The organism is Blautia sp. SC05B48, from assembly GCF_005848555.1.
In the GTDB taxonomy this organism is placed as follows: domain Bacteria; phylum Bacillota; class Clostridia; order Lachnospirales; family Lachnospiraceae; genus Blautia_A.
Window position 1 is genome coordinate 1,677,567 of record NZ_CP040518.1, and the last position, 16,499, is coordinate 1,694,065.

Below are 16,499 nucleotides of genomic sequence, written 5' to 3' on the forward strand. Positions count from 1 at the left end.
AAATGAAAGGAGTATCGGGTTATGACATATATACAGGAGAGAGGTTCCACTCATGTTTATCACGTAAATCGAATGTCAAAGGAAGAGATGGATCATATGATCAGCCTCTGTGTTCATGAACAGCCGGCGTACTGTGTTGCAGCCTGTCCTTTCAAAGCAGATACAAAAGAAATGCTGTTTTATGCTGCAAAAGGAAATTTTAAGAAAGCTCTGGGGATCTATGAGAAGATCACACCATTTCCCATGATCCTCTGTAGCGGCTGTACTGCACCCTGTGAGGAGAAATGCAGGCTTTGTGAGCTGGGTGATGGCATATCCATACGTGAAGTAGAGCGTGCCATTGTCCGATATGGGGAACCTGGAAAACGGAGCAGTGTATTTCGTATCAGAAAGAAAAAAAAGGCTGTGATTTTTGGCTCAGGATTATTCCCGCTGTTTCTTGCAGGGGAGCTGGAAAAGAAGATGTATCCTGCAACCATTTACTGTCAGGAGAAAGATTATGAAGCCTATATTGCAGCAGCAGCACCAAAGCTTTCGGAATCAGATTGTAGGAATGAAGCAAAACGTCTCAGTTCCATGGATCTTTCCTTTGAATTCGGATGCAGTCTTGACCTTCCGTTTATCAGAGAGAAAATGAAGGAGGCAGATGTGGTCTGTGCTTCAGAGGAGGTGGCCAAAAAGCTGGCTCCTGAAGAAACAGCAGATGCAGAGATCATGCTGAGAGAACAGGCGGGAATTGTCAGCGGTCTGGCCCAGTCTGTGATGGATGCGGCTTTTGCTGCAAAGAGAGCTGCCCTGACTGTAGATCTCCTTGTACAGAATCTTTCGCCCCACAGCAACAGAGGCAGTGAAGGAGCAGTTACTACCAGGCTCTATACAAATATGGAAGGGATGAAAGGTTCCAAAAAGATTCCCTGCAGCATAGATGGATATTCAAAAGAAGAAGCTATGGAGGAAGCAAAGCGATGCATTCAGTGCCACTGTGATGAGTGTATGAAAAGCTGTGTCTATTTAAGTGAATATAAAAAGCACCCTGGTCTTCTTGCACGTGAGATTTATAATAATACCCAGATCATTATGGGAGATCACCAGATGAATAAACCGATGAATTCCTGTTCGCTCTGCGGACAGTGCACTGTAACCTGTCCAAATGGGTTTGATATGAGCCAGGTCTGCAAATCTGCAAGAGAAAATATGGTATCTACAGACAAGATGCCTCTGGCACCTCATGAATTTGCACTGATGGATATGCTGTTCTCCAATTCGGAGGCTTTCTTATGCAGACCTCAGCCGGGATATGAAACCTGCAGATATGTATTTTTTCCGGGATGTCAGGCAGGAGCCATAGCGCCGGATGTTGTCACAGAGGCATATGAGGATCTTTGCAGGAGGACAGAGGGCGGTGTTGCTCTGATGCTGGGATGCTGTGGTGCTATCAGTGAATGGGCAGGACGCTATGAAATGACAGAAAAGGTAAATGAACAGCTGAAGCAGGAGCTTGCAAAGCTGGGAGATCCCATGATCATAGCAGGCTGTCCAAGCTGTATGAAACAGTTAAAAGAGAGTCTTGGTGTCAGAGTCACAGGAATCTGGGAGATCTTAAAGGAAATCGGACTTCCCGCACAGGCAAAAGGGCTGGAGATACCTGTTGCAATACATGATGCCTGCGGAGCCAGGGGTGATGCGCGGACACAGGACATAATAAGAGAGCTTCTTGCAGATATGGGGTGCACTGTTGTAAACACAGAATATTCCAGAGATCTGTCTCCCTGTTGCGGATACGGCGGACTGACTTCCTACGCTAATAAAGAGATGGCAGATAAAATGACAGAAAAGTGTCTGGAACGATCCGATGCCCCATATATAACGTACTGCATGGCATGCAGGGACCGATTTGTCAGGGAAGGCAGGGAATCCAGACATATCCTTGAACTTCTGTATGGCACAAATGCCGTCAATATGCCGGATATCAGTGAAAAACGCTACAACCGGCTTGTGCTAAAAGAGAAGCTTTTAAAAAATATATGGAATGAGGAACTGATGATGGAGAAAAAAGATTATACCGTTGCATATACAGAAGATGCTATCAGTATGATGGATGAACGCATGATACTGAAAAGTGATGTGGAGCGTGTATTATCAGATTACAGAGAAAACCAGGAAGCGATTTTTGATGAAGAGACAAAAGAACTGGTGACAAGGAGCAGACTTGGAAATGTGACATTCTGGGTGCGATTTGTGGAAACTGAAGAAGGGTATCTGGTACGCAGAGCATACAGTCACAGAATGAATATTATGAAAAGGGTGGGACAGTAATGGCAGCAGAGAGAACATATTATACCATTGATCCTGAGGGAAAGCTGACCTGCATGAAATGCAAGGTTCCTCTTGTAAAAGGAAAAGCAAAATTTATGTATCTGGAGAACGGTTTTCCTGTTGAGATGCCGGTCTGTCCCAAATGTGGCTTTGTCTATGTTCCGGAGGAGCTGGCTCTTGGAAAGGTTCTGGCAGTGGAACGTGCACTGGAGGATAAATAGATGAACAGACATCCCGGAGGGGAAGAGCAGACACTTCATCTTCTGAAAAGCATAGAACTGAAAAAAGGAATGAAAGCTCTGGATCTGGGAGCAGGAGAGGGAGAGACAGTGCGGATCATGAAAGCATTTGGTCTGAATGTGCAGGGGGTGGATCTTGCTCCGCGAAGCAGTGAGGTGCAGAGGGGAGATTTTCTGAACCTTCAGTATGCAGCTGACAGTATGGATCTCTGTATCAGCCAGTGTGCATTTTTTGTCAGCAGAGATCAGAAAAAGGCAGTTTCTGAATGCTGGCGTGTACTGAAAAAGGGAGGATTTCTTTTACTGTCAGATCTGGATCCGGGCAATCTTTTGGAAATTGTGAAAGAAACAGGGTTTACGATTCTCTGTCAGGAGGATCAGACTGCTCTCTGGAGAGAATATTATCTGGAAGCAATCTGGAATGATTCATTCTGCTGCGAGGATCATAAGCTTTTGCAGAATGAATATAAAGGCAGAAAAATAGGCTATACCATGGTGGTTGGCAGAAAGGAGTAATGTATGGATCTTTACGAAAGAATAATGGAATTAGGCAGCATGGGATATCATTGTTCACAGATCATTATGATCATGACTCTGGAAACCATAGGAGAGGAAAATCCACAGCTTGTAAAGGCAATGGGAGGCCTTGGAGGAGGAATTGGTTACTGTGGAGATACCTGTGGGTGTTTGACAGGAAGTGCCTGTGCCATCGGATATTTTCTCGGCAATCTGGCTCCTGAAGAGAAGGAAGATACACAGATGAAGCCGGCTGTACAGGAATTATATCAGTGGTTCCGCCAAAAGACAGAAGAAGAATTTGGAGCTTTTTACTGTAAGGATATCACTCATCTGGACTGGGGCATAATTATGGAGAAATGTCCCGGACTTATTGCAGATACTTATACAAAAGTTATGGAAATACTGACAGAACGGGAGGTGCTGGAGCTTTGATCACCATTGGCAAAACAAAAAGTGTCTGTCCGGAATGTATGAAGGTAGTTCCTGCCAAAAAGTGTATTGGTGAAGACGGGATTTATCTGGTAAAAGAATGTAATGCGCATGGGAAATTTCAGACTCTGATCTGGGAGGGAAATGTAACAGATTATCTTTCCTGGGGAAGAGAAAATCTCTCAGCGGAAACTCCTGTAAATCCGAAGGTTAAAGAAAAATCCTGTCCGGATAATTGCGGACTCTGTGAGGAACATGAAAGAAAAGGGTGCTGTATGATCCTGGAAGTCACAAAACGCTGTAATATGCATTGCCCTGTCTGCTTTGCTTCAGCAGGAGAAGGCGGGGAAAACGGAGATATTCCTATCAGTGAAATAGAAAAACAGTATGATTTTCTGATGGCTCACGGAGGTCCTTTTAATATACAGCTCTCAGGAGGAGAGCCAACCATGAGAGATGATCTGCCTGAGATCATACATATGGGAAGAAAAAAAGGATTTACATTTTTTCAGTTAAATACCAATGGGATCCGGCTTGCCAGGGAGGATGGATATGCCAGAAAGCTGAAAAAAGCAGGACTGAATACAGTATTTCTTCAGTTTGACGGTGTGACAGATCAGGTTTATGAGACTTTGCGTGGGCAGGCTATGATGGAACTGAAGAAAAAGGCGATCTTAAACTGTTCAGAAGCAGAGCTTGGTATTGCTCTTGTGCCGGTCATAGCGCCGGGAGTAAATGATATGCAGATAGGGGATATCCTGAAATTTGGTCTGAATCATATGCCCTTTGTCCGTGGCGTACATTTTCAGCCTATCAGTTATTTTGGCAGATGTTCCCAGAAGCGCCCCACAAATCCCATCACCATACCAAAGATGCTGAGACTTATGGAAGAACAGACAGAGGGACTGATGAAAATTGAGGATTTTGCAGGCGGCGGAGCAGAGAATCCCTACTGCTCCTTCCATGCAAGTTATCTGAGAAAAGGGGAGCGGGAACTGAAGCTTCTTGAAAAAAAATCAGGAAAAGGATGCTGCTGTACTACCAGTGATGATTCCAGACAGTATGTGGAAAATCAGTGGAGCTACAGTACAAAAAACTATGATGAAGGAGAAATGACACAGACAGATGCGTTGGATGAGTTTCTGATCCGGATACATAATGAAACCTTTGCAGTATCAGGCATGATCTTTCAGGATGCCTGGAATCTGGATCTTGACCGTCTGAAACGCTGTTATATCTGTGAAGTGGATCCTGATTATGGAATGGTGCCGTTCTGTGCATATAATCTGACTAATCTGAAAGGAACCTATTTATACAGAAAGTGAAACGATCCAATATAGATGCAATGATCTGTAAGCAGGAAGAAATTACAGATATTACAAGGGAAGCAATAAACAAAATACAGCTGGATAAACTGAATGCTGTTTTGAAAAAAGAAAAAGAAAGGCAGGGGTTTTACAGAGATCTGCCAGAAAGGCTGGAAAGCCTTGCTGATCTGAAAAACCTTCCCTTTACAACGGAATCCGACCTTGCTCAGAAAGGGGGCAGGATGTTACTGTGCTCCCAGGGAGAAATACAGAGGATCATTTCAGAACAGACAAGTGGAACAACCGGTGCAGGTAAACGTGTATTTTATACAGAAGGAGATTGTGAACATACCATAGAACTTTTTATGGCCGGACTTGGTGAGTTTATTTATCCGGGAAGCCGGACTATGGTTGCTATGCCGTTTTCCGGTCCTTTTGGACTGGGAGAGCTGATCGCAGAGGCAATCAGACGTATAGGTGCACACCCCCTTTTAACCGGGAACAATAAAACCTATGGTGAGTTAAAAACAATTCTGGAAGAGGAACAGTCGGACACTTATGTAGGTATGCCGACAGCACTGCTTTCCATGCTTAGAATGTGTGGAAAAGGAAGTATAAAGAGAGCACTGATATCAGGGGATGCCTATTCGGAAACAGTAATGAAAGAAATAGAAAAAATTCTGGGAACACCTCTCTGGCCTCATTATGGTTCCAGAGAGATGGGACTTGGGGGCGCGATCTGCTGTCAGGCTCATGAGGGCATGCACATGCGAGAGAATCACTGTATCATAGAGATCATAGATAAAGAGGGAAATGTTCTGCCTGACGGTCAATGGGGAGAACTGGTGATCACAACCATTGGGATGGAGGCACAGCCTTTGATCAGATACAGGACCGGCGACCATACACGTATTATCCCCGGAAAATGTATCTGTGGAAGTGAGATAAAGCGTCTGGATTTTGTAAGGCGCATCGACCAGTCAAAAAGTATGAGAGAAATGGATGAATTACTGTTTCAGATTCCGGAACTGGTAGATTGCTGTGTAAGGAGTGTTGGAGAGACGAAAGAAATCACAGCACTTTTTACATCAGACAACGGAGAAGAACTGATCAGAAATGTCTGTGCAGAGAAAAATATTATTTCTTTGGACTGCAGAAAAGCAGAATGGAGCGATAGGGCATTGTATCCTGCGAAACGTATTATTTTATAGAGAAACTATTAGAAAACAGAACGAAATCCACAGACTGTCAGCCGGATTTCGTTCTGTTTATTGTTTTATGAATAGTTATTTGTTCACATTTGTATTATCCATAAAAATCAGCATTTCTCAGCAATATCATAAATCAGCCGTTCTGTATCTTCCCATCCGAGGCAAGGATCTGTGATGGAACAGCCAGGAGTCATATGATCACTGATATCCTGACGGCCCTCCAGAAGATAGCTTTCAATCATAACACCCTTCACCAGCTTTTTAAGTTCCGGATTATAATTACGACTGTGAAGTACTTCTGAGACAATTCGGCTACATAAGCTTTAGATTTGCCTCTGAGTGGTATGCAGGGGGAGTTGGAGAAAGCAGAGAATATGGCTTAACATATCGTCTTAAAGACGGAAAGAAGTTGGCGGTTCAAGATGTTGCGTCTGGAAAAAAAGTAATGTAAAGAAAAATATAGCAACAGCATATTCGAAAAAACTTTCCGGCCAGGGGTATTCTTATGTTATGAAAATGAAGTATTCAGACTTTCAGTTTTATATTAAACCCGGAAAAAAAGTCGTTGTATGTTTTGGTCCATATGGAGCATTGGGAGCACATGGAAAAGTTGTGGTTGAAATAAAAGGCAAATTATAAGGATTGATCAGCTGCAAATTCTGCTTGAACGGTACGCCTATTCTGAAATCGGCGGTACATTCATTCTGATTTAGCGGTATGCGTTTTCTCTTTAGAGCTGACAGCACCAAACAAAAATATTCTGACAGTTACAGAGCTTTCTGGCTCTGCAACCTACAAAGTCTATGAAAAAATCTTCCCCAGTACTTTCTCATCCACCATCTCGCAAACCCAGCTAAACCCAATCCCCACCAAATACATAAGCAGAAAACAGACCACGGCATAAACATAAGCATTTGCTTCAATGGCGGTATGCTGCAGCAGGGCCATAGGCAGTCTCTGCATAATATACAATCCGAACAGATGCTTTCCGGTGAATTCCAGGAGTGAATTTCCAAGCTGCATTTTCATGGTGAACATCACAACCACCAGTGTGAATACAACAGCGCCGATGGCATACATACAGATCTGCTGGCGGGTTTTGTAAACTACGAGGAGCAGGGCCAGGAGTATAAGGGCTGCAAGGATGTAATTCTTTGTGGTCTTTAATTTTACATCAATTTTTTCCTTAAAGAATCCGTACCACATGCCGGCGGGGTAGCAGAGCATGGTGTTGTACCAGTAGTCGGTTTTGTGGAGGGACAGGATGTACATGCTTATCACGGTCAGAACTGTGATGAAAAGCAGAGAGGGTATAGGGCTGTTTTTTAAGATCCGGAATGCGAACCAGGTGATGAGGTACAGGATCAACATGACAAAAATGTACCAGTTGCTGTTGCCGAGGCTTTCCCAGCCCAGCAGTGCCAGGAAAATTTTTTGCATGGAAAAGGTTCTTCCCATGAAAGAATAGGCTGCCAGATAAAGCAGTACGGCCAGATCAAAATGCACCAGTGTCCGCAGCACTCGGTGAACTGGGATGCGGCGGACGTAGGGCGTGCCTTTTTTCATGATGGAGACGAAGACACCGTATCCGGAATAAAGCAGGAACAGGGTGACTACCAGCTGGCCGGAGTGGGTGCGCCAGAACTGGAAGATCCGGTCTGTGGGGCCGTTCATCTGGATGTACTGGCAGAAGTGGATCATGAATACCAGCAGCAGAAAAAATCCGCGGATGATGTTGGTCTGTTTCATCGAGATATATTCCGGATTGAATTCCACAGGCCTGGATGGAATGAGCAGCAGAAGGATTGCTGCCAGAATGAAAAAGTCCATAAAATAAATTCTCCTTGAGGTGTTTTTGGGGTGTTGCCCCGTTTGTATACGCAGGTTATACAGAAAAACTTTGAGGACTACAGTGATTTCAGCACTTTAACAAGCCGTGAATTATCCTCCGGCATCATAATACAGAATCGCACAAATTCCCCGTCCAGGCACTGGAAGGAAGAACAGTCACGGATCATCATGCCTTGTCTGATGCAGGCTTCAAATACGTCATAGGAGGTCAGTCCGTTTTTTAGGATCCTGAGCAGGATAAAGTTTGCATAGGCGGGATAGATTTTGTAGGTGTCTGTATCCTTCAGCTCCCGGATCATCCGGTCACGTTCGGAAAGGATCAGATTTCTGGTTTCTTTAATATAATCTTCATCCTGCAGCATGATCTCTCCTGCAAAGGCACCAAGGCTGTTAAGTGACCATGGTGTCTGTTTTTCGCGCATTTTTGCAAGAAATTCCATGTTTCCGGTGATGCCGTAGCCCAGGCGCATTCCGGGAGCAGCGAAGAATTTGGATACGCCGCGGAGTACCATGAGATTGGTGAATTCCCGAGTCAGCGGAACTGCGGTGATGGCGTTGATATCCGGGGCAAATTCTGCATAGGTTTCGTCGATCATCACGAAGATATTTTTTTCTGCACAGAAACCGATGAGTCTGCGAAGCTCTTCCTGGGTGATGGCGGAGGAAGTTGGATTGTTGGGGTTGCAGAGAATGAGAAAATCATAGCCCTGCTCCAGCTTCCGGCAGAGATCCGGAATGTCCGGCTCGAAATCATTGCTTTCCTGAAGGTGGTAGTATTCCTGGGTACTTCCGGAGAAAGAAAGCTCTCTGGAGTATTCAGAATAGGTAGGCCCAAGGATCAGAGTGTGCTTCGGGGCACGCTCCTGGATCAGAAGGGAGATCAATTCGCTGGAGCCGTTTCCCGGAAGAATGAAATCAGCGGGAATATTGCAGTAGCTGGAAATCGTATTCCGAAGGGATGTGTATTCTCTGTCCGGGTAGGAGGAAAGAATATCCACGTGTTCTGCAATGGCTCTGCCGGCTTTTTGGGAAAGGCCCAGAGGATTGACATTTGCACCGAATTTGACGATGTTTTCTTTTTTCAGATTGTAGTAGCTGCAGATCTTTTCTATATCACTTCCGTGAAAAACGGGTTTGGTATCCATTTTTGTCACCTCACATTTTTATTTTTTTCGTAAAAAATTTATATCCAGTATACACCAGAATCCGGGACAAAAAAAGATGGGATAAAAAGTTTCTGTATTTTTTCGAACAGGATGTCACTGAAAATTGCTTTCTGGAAATGTATGGGAATATTTGATACAATGAGCAGATAGCGAATATGGATTGCGAATATCCATGCTGTTTGCCAATGTGGATCGTGAATATCCACATTTTTTCCGGGGAGGGTAAGTTCTCAGGGGAAAACAGCAGGAAAGGAAACAGAAAATATGAATATAGAAGAGAAAAAAATCGCAGTGATCGGAATTGGTGGTGTTGGTGGTTACATAGCAGGGTTGCTGGCGAAGGCGTATCCGCATGTGACGATGGTTGCACGTGGCGCCAGAGCAGAGAGCATCCGGAAAAAAGGCCTGGTGCTCCACAGTGATTATAAGGGTGAGATCGTGGCAGAGCCAGAGCGGGTAGTACCAATTCAAGATATGGGACAGCAGGATTATATTTTTATCTGTGTAAAAAACTATTCACTGGCTGAGGTGTGCGAAAGTATCCGGGACATGGTCACGGATGACACAGTGATCATTCCGGTGATGAATGGTGTGGACCCGGGAGAAAACATCCGCCGTCTGGTTGGTAAGGGAACTGTTGTGGATTCGCTGATCTATACGGTGGCTTTTGCCAATGAGGATTTTTCCATTGCCCAGCAGGATACGTTTACGTGGCTTTGTATTGGAATCAAAGATGCGGATGAACGGCAGCAGAAGAAAGTTACAGAAGTGGCAGAGATCCTGAAAGGTGCGGATATTGACTATAAGGATCAGGGGGATATCGAGGTGGAGATATGGAGAAAGTACATCCTCAACTGTGCCTTTAATGTGATGACTGCTTTTTATGATAACACGATCGGGGAGCTCCGCAGAGATCCGGTGAAAGCGCAGCAATATGAGAAGCTTGTATGGGAAGCTGCCAGTGTAGGTCGGGCAAAGGGTGTTGCGCTGACGGATGAGCATATCAATGCGGTGATCCATAAATTCCGCCATGTACATGCGGATAATGCAACCAGTTCCCTGCAGAGGGATTTTCGCATCCGGAGAAAACAGACGGAGCTGGAAACCTTCAGCGGTTATATTGTGAAAGAAGCGAAGAAACTGGGTGTTTCCATTCCGCTTTCCGAAAAAATATATCAGGGACTTATGGAAATGGCAGAAAAATTCTGACTGAAAAAGGTGAGTTTTTCTGGTGGAATCCCGTATGCTCTGGTACAATGGGGATATAAAAAATCCTGTATCGCAGGCTGAAAGGTTATCTGTGATACCGGAAGGGAGGAAAAGAGATGAAGAAAGTATTTTTTGCTGTTATTGCAGTGATCGTGATCCTTGCCGGAGGACTTATGCTCAGTTACAACGGGCTTGCCGGAGGTAAAGAAGCTGTGGAAACTGCAGAGGCTGATGTGGATACCATGCTGCAGAGACGGGCAGATCTGATCCCGAATCTCGTCAGCACGGTAAAAAGTTACACGAAGCATGAGACGGAGATTATTGACAAGGTTCTGGCGGCGAGGGACCAGCTGATGAATGCGGATACTGTGGAAGAGAAATCTGAGGCAGATCAACAGATGGACAGTGCACTCTCCGGTCTGAAGGTTGTAGTGGAAAATTATCCGGAACTGAAAAGTGACACTACTTATGTGGGCCTGATGGATGAACTGTCCGGAAGCGAAAACCGGATCTCTGTAGCGAGAAAAGATTATAATGAGGCTGTGAAAGCTTATAACACAAGGCTTGTGAAATTCCCCGGGAATGTATTGGGTTCCATGCTTGGCTTTGAGAAGGCGTCATATTTTGAGGCCGATGATTCAGCAGCAGATACGCCGGATGTAGGGGATATGCTGGCAGAGTGATAAGATCAGACCATTGTTCTGATGAAATGAAAGAACGGATAGAGGGAGAATATCCTATGAAAAAATGGATCGGACGGATGGCTGTGTTGCTGGCTTTTGTATTGACGCTGTCCGGAAGTACGCTGGCAGTTTTCGGGGAGATCCCATCTGCCACAAAAGAATTCTATGTTAATGATTATGCAGGGATTTTCAGCGATGCTTGGAAGGAAGAGCTTTGCAAGGCTGGTGAGCAGCTGTATGATGATACCACAGCGCAGCTGGTTGTCCTTACCGTGGATACCACCGATGGGGAAGACATCAGTGATTATGCAGTGGAAACCGGTCGCAAATGGGGAATTGGTTCAAAGAAGAAAAATAATGGTGTCCTGATCGTCCTTTCGGTTTCGGACCGTAAAGTCTGGGTATCTGTCGGCTACGGCCTTGAGGGAAAGCTGCCTGATTCGAAGACCGGACGACTTCTGGATGAATATGCAGTTCCTTCCTATAAAGACAATCAGTTTGAAAAAGGTACCGTGGAGCTTTATTATGCACTGTTAAATGAGATCCGTGAGGAATACGGTCTGGAGAAGATAACAGCTCCCAGATATGAGAAGATGCAGCCGGATGTGGACGATGATGAGGATGATGAGGATGATGGAACTGTCTGGGAGATCGCACTGGGGCTTGTGATGATCGTTTTGATCATGGTGGGCGCATATCTGCTGTGCGTGATGCTTCCTGTATTTCTTATCGTAACTGTGGTTCTGGTTCTGAAGGGCCTGATAATGAAATTGTCGGGAAAGGATACCGCAGACTACTGGAAAAAGAATTTTAACCGTATGAGTGTACTGCACCGGCTCTTTAATTCCCTGTTTCCGCTGAGCTGGATTCTGGGAAGAGGAGGAAAAAGCAGCGGTGGAAGTTCCGGCAATGACGATGACAGAGACGATGATTATGACAGCTACGACAGCGGAAGCTCCGGAGACGGAGGAAGCTTCGGCGGTGGTGGTGCAGGCAGGGATTTCTGATGCTATTGACAAAATTTCTCAACTTTGCTACAATGACGAAAATCAATTCCGTGAGGGAGTAATTCGCGTGTAGACGTGGTTTGTCAACATACTGGTGCGTGCACCTGGCAAATCTTAAAGAATGAGACTCATGTATATTTTATTTCTGTTACAGAGATAGAGTATACGTGGGTCTTTTTTTATGGCTCCGGAGCGGATGAATATGCAAAGGAGAAGAAAAATGCTGTTATTTATGAAAGTGCTTTTTACCCAGTTTATTGCGGAAATGGGTGACAAAACACAGCTGATGCTGGTGGCAATGACTTCCAGGTTCAAGCTGAAGGATATTCTGCTTGGAACCGGTGTTGCGATCCTGGTGCTCAACGGACTGGCAGTGCTGGCAGGAGGTATTATCAGTACCGTGGTCCCTACCTGGCTGATCCGTCTGATCGCAGGTGCGGCGTTCCTGTTTTTTGCGGCGACAACGCTGAAGGGTGACGATGATGAGGAAGAGAATGTTAAGGATCGTAAGATCAAATTTGCACCGCTGTCTGTATTCTGCACATTTTTTGTTGCGGAGCTGGGGGATAAGACACAGCTTACCGCAATTACATTTGGTGCCAATGAGGGGCTGAGTTCAGCGGTTGTGGTATGGCTTGCCTGTTCACTGGGACTTTTTGCGGCGGATGTGATCGGACTTCTGATCGGATATCTTCTGAAAAGCAAGGCACCTGAGGGAATCCTCAATACAGTTGCATTTGTTATTTTTTCCATCTTTGGAATCCTGACGCTGAGACAGGGATTTGGCCTTCTGCTCGGAGCGGGATCTTCTATGATCCTTCCGCTTACCTTAGCGGTTACGGTTGTGTTTGTGATCGTCTGTCTTATGCTTTATAAGCAGGCGAAAAAGAATTAAATTATTATAAGGAGCTTTGCACAGAATAAGGCTCATACCGGAAAAAGCCTTCGCATACACTGTAAAAAAGCGTCTTCGGGGGCTTGGCAGTGAAGGATTATATTGAAGAACGTGCAGTTGAGATTGCAGGATATATTGTTGAAACAAAGGCTACGGTGCGGCAGGCGGCGAAGAAATTCGGGATCAGTAAGAGTACGGTACATATGGAAGTAACAATATAGAACGGTTCGTTTGGGTAATAGAATAAGAAAAACCAAGGAGGAACGAACCATGAAGGATTTGAAAACAAGAATTACGGAGAATGGCATTGATTATGTACTTGTCGGGGATTATTATATCCCAGACTTGAAGCTGCCGGAGGAAAAGCGATCTATCGGTAAGTGGGGACGAATGCACAGGGAGTATCTGAAAAAGCAGTGCTACGGTAGATATTCCAGTTTACTGCTGACCGGAAAACTTTGGAGCTATCTGGAGGATTTGGACGAACAAGCGGAGGAACGGTTTACGTGTATTGTTGATCAGATGAAAGCGGCTGAGGGAGTGACGGAGGAATTGAAGCGGAAAGATGCTATGCTTTGGGTACAACGGTGTAATAATATTAGAAACAGAGCAGAAGAAATTGTACTGAACGAAATGGTTTATATTTAGTATGGAGCAGTCAGCCGAAAGGCTGGCTGTTTTTCTTTTCCTAGCGACAGAAAATGATTGACAATGTTATAAGACTGTGGTAGTCTGAAAACAAGAACAGACTACTGTAGTCTTATAGGAGGCGAAACAAGTGACAGAGGAAAATATCAAACTTTTTGATTCGGAATTAAAGGTAATGGATGTTCTGTGGAAGGATGGTGACGTGCCAGCGAAATATGTTGCAGATACTTTAAACAGAGAAGTCGGCTGGAATAAAAACACAACGTATACATTGATTAAGCGGTGTATCAATAAAGGCGCGATTGAACGAACGGAACCGGGATTTATGTGCCATGCGCTTATAGCAAAAGAACAGGTACAGGATCTGGAAACAGATGAACTTATTGATAAGATATATGATGGATCTGTTGACAAGTTGTTTGCGGCACTTCTTGGCAGAAAAAAACTTTCTATGGAGCAGATTAAGAACCTGAAGCAGATCGTCAGTGAATTGGAATGAGGTGATGTATATGAGCCTGCTGCAAATGAGTTTTCTGGGAACGGTTATTATTTTACTTATTGTGGTATTAAGGGCTGTGCTTATCAACAGATTACCGAAGAAAACATTTTTGATTTTATGGTGGATTGCATTAATACGGTTATTAGTTCCATTTTCCATAAAATCAGTCACAAGTATTTATTCTCTGTTGCAGAGTATTTATTCTGATATAAACCCAGTGAGAACGGCGCAAACGACAACATTTTTACCCATTCATGGGAATATGCCTGAGATAGCAAATGGATTATCAGAGGCTATGGTACAGAGAACAGAATCCATTTCGATTTTGAGTGTAATATGGCTGGCAGGTCTGTTACTTTGTTTTGGATTTTTTGCGGTTTCCTATATAAAATGTTATCGGGAATTTCGATTTTCGCTGCCTGTTGAAAATGATATTTTGGAAGCATGGAAGGAAAAACATCCACTAAAAAGGAGTCTATCCATCCGGCAGACAGAAACCATAGCTGCACCACTTTCTTATGGTGTGATTCGCCCAGTTATTTTAATGCCGAAAAATACAGAATGGAAAAATATTTATCAGCTTCGTTATGTGTTGGAACATGAATATGTGCATATCAGACGGCTTGATATGCTTACAAAGCTGATAATGATTGCTGCAGTATGCATTCATTGGTTTAATCCTCTTGTGTGGGTAATGTATATTCTTTTTAACAGAGATTTGGAATTATCCTGTGACGAAACCGTAGTCCGTAGATTTGGAATGGATATAAAGTCGGTATATGCAACTGCTTTAATATCTATGGAAGAAAAAAAGAGCGGACTGACACCATTATGTAACAGTTTCAGTAAAAATGCGATTGAAGAGAGGATAAGAGCAATTATGAAGATAAAGAAGACATCTAAGTTTGCAGTAATTATAAGTGCAGTATTGGTAATTTGCGTGACAGGTGGATTTGCAACTTCCGCATCATCCTTGGAGAAAAAGACAGAGACAGCGCAAGAAAACGGTGAAACAACAGTTGCTTTAAACGAAGTGAATATCCGGGAAGATGAATCACTTTCAAGTTCGGATGTGGAATGGTGGACAGCAGAAGAGTATGCGAAATGGCTGGACGAGGAAAAAGAAGTTCTGCAGTCTATGATTGGTGAAAAAGCTTATACAGGCGGCGACGGATGGTTTGTATGGACACAGGAAAAGGTAGATGAGACGATTGCACTTTATGAGGATAATCTTCAAAAAATAAAAGATGGGATGAAGTTGTCGAAATCATCTGATGATGCAGTGGGAATTACAATGGCATATTCTCCGGAAAATATAGAATATGCGAAGCAGGAAGCAGAAACGGTCACCGAAAATAAAGACAGTAATGAAAATGTATTCAGCGAAGAACAGCTTTCTGAATATGCAAAAGCGGGAATAACTTACCAGAAAGAAACAGGATTTCTGATGTATGATGGAAAGACCATTGGATATTTCCGGGATGAGTTTAAGCCGGGTACTTATACAATAAGTTCCAAACGTGGAGGTACGCTTCGAGTTGAAGTGCAAAGGGAAAACTATGGCACCATCACAGACGTAAAGGCAGAACCGTTATCAGATGATTTTTGGTCAGAACCGGCAGTATTGGTTGAAAGTTCCGGCGGAGAAGCTGTAACTGCAGATGAAATGAAAGGATCTGTTTTTGAAGAAGGAGGAAGTGAGAACATAGCGGCTGATGACATGGGCGAATATAGCAGTGAAGAGGGAAAAGGTCTTAATATTGCTGTTCCACAGGAGTATGCTGATTATGGAGTATCTTGTGATGCTCAAGGAAACTGGGTTTATAATGGTAAGATTATAGCAGATTTATATGATGAGGGAAGGGGAATCTTTTCTAACAGCAACGGAACTATGTACATTGAAGTAACGAGAGACAAAAGTGGAAAGATCAGCAGCTTTCAAAAAGTAAGCAAAAATAGAATGCAGGAATTATTTACTGAATTTAATCCGGAAGCGGAAACATTTGATGGATATACTTCAGAGGCGAAACATTAAGTTAGTATTAAATGAAACGAGGACGATTAGGTGGGAAAAATATTGCTGGTATCATTCGAGGGAGCTGAGGAAGATTTGGTAAATTCTGTTATTTCTGTGTTAGATTCCGGCAGAGAGAAATTTCTTTTTCAGGAAATACAATTTCAATCGAAAATATGGCATAAGGGTATAGCGATTGATTTGAAACGGAGAGAAGTCGTTCGTGATAATAGAAAAATAGAATTAACTTACACCGAGTTTGAAATCCTGCAGTTATTAGCACAAAATCCAGGAAGAGTATTTAGTAAAGAACAGATTTATGATATAGTCTGGAAAGAATCCTATTTTGGCGATTACAATATAGTAATGAGCCATATCAGTCATATTCGTGAGAAAATAGAAGATGATCCGGGTAACCCGGTATATATTCAAACCGTCTGGGGTGTAGGATACAAGTTCAATGAGAAGGCAGGCAGCGAGTAAATTCGCTGCCTTTCCTTTACAGG

The 16,499-nt window shown here is 43.8% G+C and carries 17 protein-coding genes and 2 pseudogenes; 16 read left to right on the top strand and 3 right to left on the bottom strand.

The window, feature by feature from the left end:
* Positions 1–21 precede the first annotated feature (21 nt).
* Genes EYS05_RS07745 through EYS05_RS07770 form a run of 6 tightly spaced genes read left to right on the top strand, consistent with a single transcriptional unit; the run spans position 22 to position 6,021 of the window.
* A complete protein-coding gene (locus EYS05_RS07745) occupies positions 22–2,316 on the top strand; it encodes a pyridine nucleotide-disulfide oxidoreductase/dicluster-binding protein (protein ID WP_138276941.1) in 2,295 nt (764 codons plus the stop codon).
* A complete protein-coding gene (locus EYS05_RS07750; protein WP_019160623.1) occupies positions 2,316–2,537 on the top strand; it encodes a DVU_1557 family redox protein in 222 nt (73 codons plus the stop codon). Before EYS05_RS07745 ends, EYS05_RS07750 begins: the two co-directional genes overlap by 1 nt.
* Positions 2,538–3,071, top strand: coding sequence for a class I SAM-dependent methyltransferase (locus EYS05_RS07755; protein WP_118515215.1), 534 nt, complete (start codon positions 2,538–2,540; stop codon positions 3,069–3,071).
* A 3-nt stretch (positions 3,072–3,074) separates the two neighbouring features.
* Positions 3,075–3,506, top strand: coding sequence for a DVU_1555 family C-GCAxxG-C-C protein (locus EYS05_RS07760; protein ID WP_118515213.1), 432 nt, complete (start codon positions 3,075–3,077; stop codon positions 3,504–3,506).
* Positions 3,503–4,828, top strand: coding sequence for a radical SAM (seleno)protein TrsS (trsS, locus tag EYS05_RS07765; protein WP_118515211.1), 1,326 nt, complete (start codon positions 3,503–3,505; stop codon positions 4,826–4,828). Before EYS05_RS07760 ends, trsS begins: the two co-directional genes overlap by 4 nt.
* A gap of 20 nt (positions 4,829–4,848) precedes the next feature.
* Positions 4,849–6,021 carry a DVU_1553 family AMP-dependent CoA ligase gene (locus EYS05_RS07770; RefSeq protein WP_118515209.1) on the top strand — a complete coding sequence of 391 codons (1,173 nt, stop codon included), beginning with the start codon at positions 4,849–4,851 and terminating at the stop codon, positions 6,019–6,021.
* Between the two features lie 107 nt (positions 6,022–6,128).
* Here EYS05_RS07770 and EYS05_RS07775 read toward each other — a convergent pair.
* A pseudogene (locus EYS05_RS07775) lies at positions 6,129–6,332 on the bottom strand (3-deoxy-7-phosphoheptulonate synthase); the annotation flags it as partial.
* 199 nt (positions 6,333–6,531) lie between these two features.
* Here EYS05_RS07775 and EYS05_RS17800 point away from each other — a divergent pair.
* Positions 6,532–6,660 carry a hypothetical protein gene (locus tag EYS05_RS17800; protein WP_255639164.1) on the top strand — a complete coding sequence of 43 codons (129 nt, stop codon included), beginning with the start codon at positions 6,532–6,534 and terminating at the stop codon, positions 6,658–6,660.
* Between the two features lie 162 nt (positions 6,661–6,822).
* Here EYS05_RS17800 and EYS05_RS07780 read toward each other — a convergent pair whose 3' ends face one another.
* Complete coding sequence (locus tag EYS05_RS07780; RefSeq protein ID WP_158293320.1) at positions 6,823–7,797, bottom strand: acyltransferase family protein; 975 nt, start codon at positions 7,795–7,797, stop codon at positions 6,823–6,825.
* A 131-nt stretch (positions 7,798–7,928) separates the two neighbouring features.
* Positions 7,929–9,017: a pyridoxal phosphate-dependent aminotransferase gene (locus EYS05_RS07785; RefSeq protein WP_138276943.1), complete on the bottom strand. Its 1,089-nt coding sequence runs from the start codon at positions 9,015–9,017 to the stop codon at positions 7,929–7,931.
* A gap of 285 nt (positions 9,018–9,302) precedes the next feature.
* Here EYS05_RS07785 and EYS05_RS07790 point away from each other — a divergent pair, with 285 nt between their 5' ends.
* The 9 genes and pseudogenes from EYS05_RS07790 (at position 9,303) to EYS05_RS07830 (ending at position 16,476) form a co-directional block, all read left to right on the top strand.
* Positions 9,303–10,247: a ketopantoate reductase family protein gene (locus EYS05_RS07790; protein WP_138276944.1), complete on the top strand. Its 945-nt coding sequence runs from the start codon at positions 9,303–9,305 to the stop codon at positions 10,245–10,247.
* A gap of 116 nt (positions 10,248–10,363) precedes the next feature.
* On the top strand, positions 10,364–10,930 hold the full coding sequence (locus EYS05_RS07795; RefSeq protein ID WP_138276945.1) for a LemA family protein: 567 nt from the start codon (positions 10,364–10,366) through the stop codon (positions 10,928–10,930).
* Between the two features lie 56 nt (positions 10,931–10,986).
* Positions 10,987–11,937, top strand: a complete 951-nt coding sequence (locus EYS05_RS07800) for a TPM domain-containing protein (protein WP_158293321.1) — start codon at positions 10,987–10,989, stop codon at positions 11,935–11,937.
* A gap of 220 nt (positions 11,938–12,157) precedes the next feature.
* On the top strand, positions 12,158–12,832 hold the full coding sequence (locus EYS05_RS07805) for a TMEM165/GDT1 family protein (RefSeq protein WP_118515198.1): 675 nt from the start codon (positions 12,158–12,160) through the stop codon (positions 12,830–12,832).
* Positions 12,833–12,921: 89 nt separating this feature from the next.
* Positions 12,922–13,047 (top strand): annotated as a pseudogene (locus EYS05_RS07810) (sporulation transcriptional regulator SpoIIID); the annotation flags it as partial.
* 55 nt (positions 13,048–13,102) lie between these two features.
* Entirely contained in the window at positions 13,103–13,480 is a 378-nt protein-coding gene (locus EYS05_RS07815) for a TnpV protein (RefSeq protein ID WP_008707145.1), read from the top strand.
* 175 nt (positions 13,481–13,655) lie between these two features.
* Complete coding sequence (locus EYS05_RS07820) at positions 13,656–13,979, top strand: BlaI/MecI/CopY family transcriptional regulator (protein ID WP_044951768.1); 324 nt, start codon at positions 13,656–13,658, stop codon at positions 13,977–13,979.
* Positions 13,966–16,014, top strand: coding sequence for a M56 family metallopeptidase (locus EYS05_RS07825; protein ID WP_243119273.1), 2,049 nt, complete (start codon positions 13,966–13,968; stop codon positions 16,012–16,014). Before EYS05_RS07820 ends, EYS05_RS07825 begins: the two co-directional genes overlap by 14 nt.
* A gap of 30 nt (positions 16,015–16,044) precedes the next feature.
* Positions 16,045–16,476: a winged helix-turn-helix domain-containing protein gene (locus EYS05_RS07830; protein ID WP_020993285.1), complete on the top strand. Its 432-nt coding sequence runs from the start codon at positions 16,045–16,047 to the stop codon at positions 16,474–16,476.
* Positions 16,477–16,499: the final 23 nt, after the last annotated feature.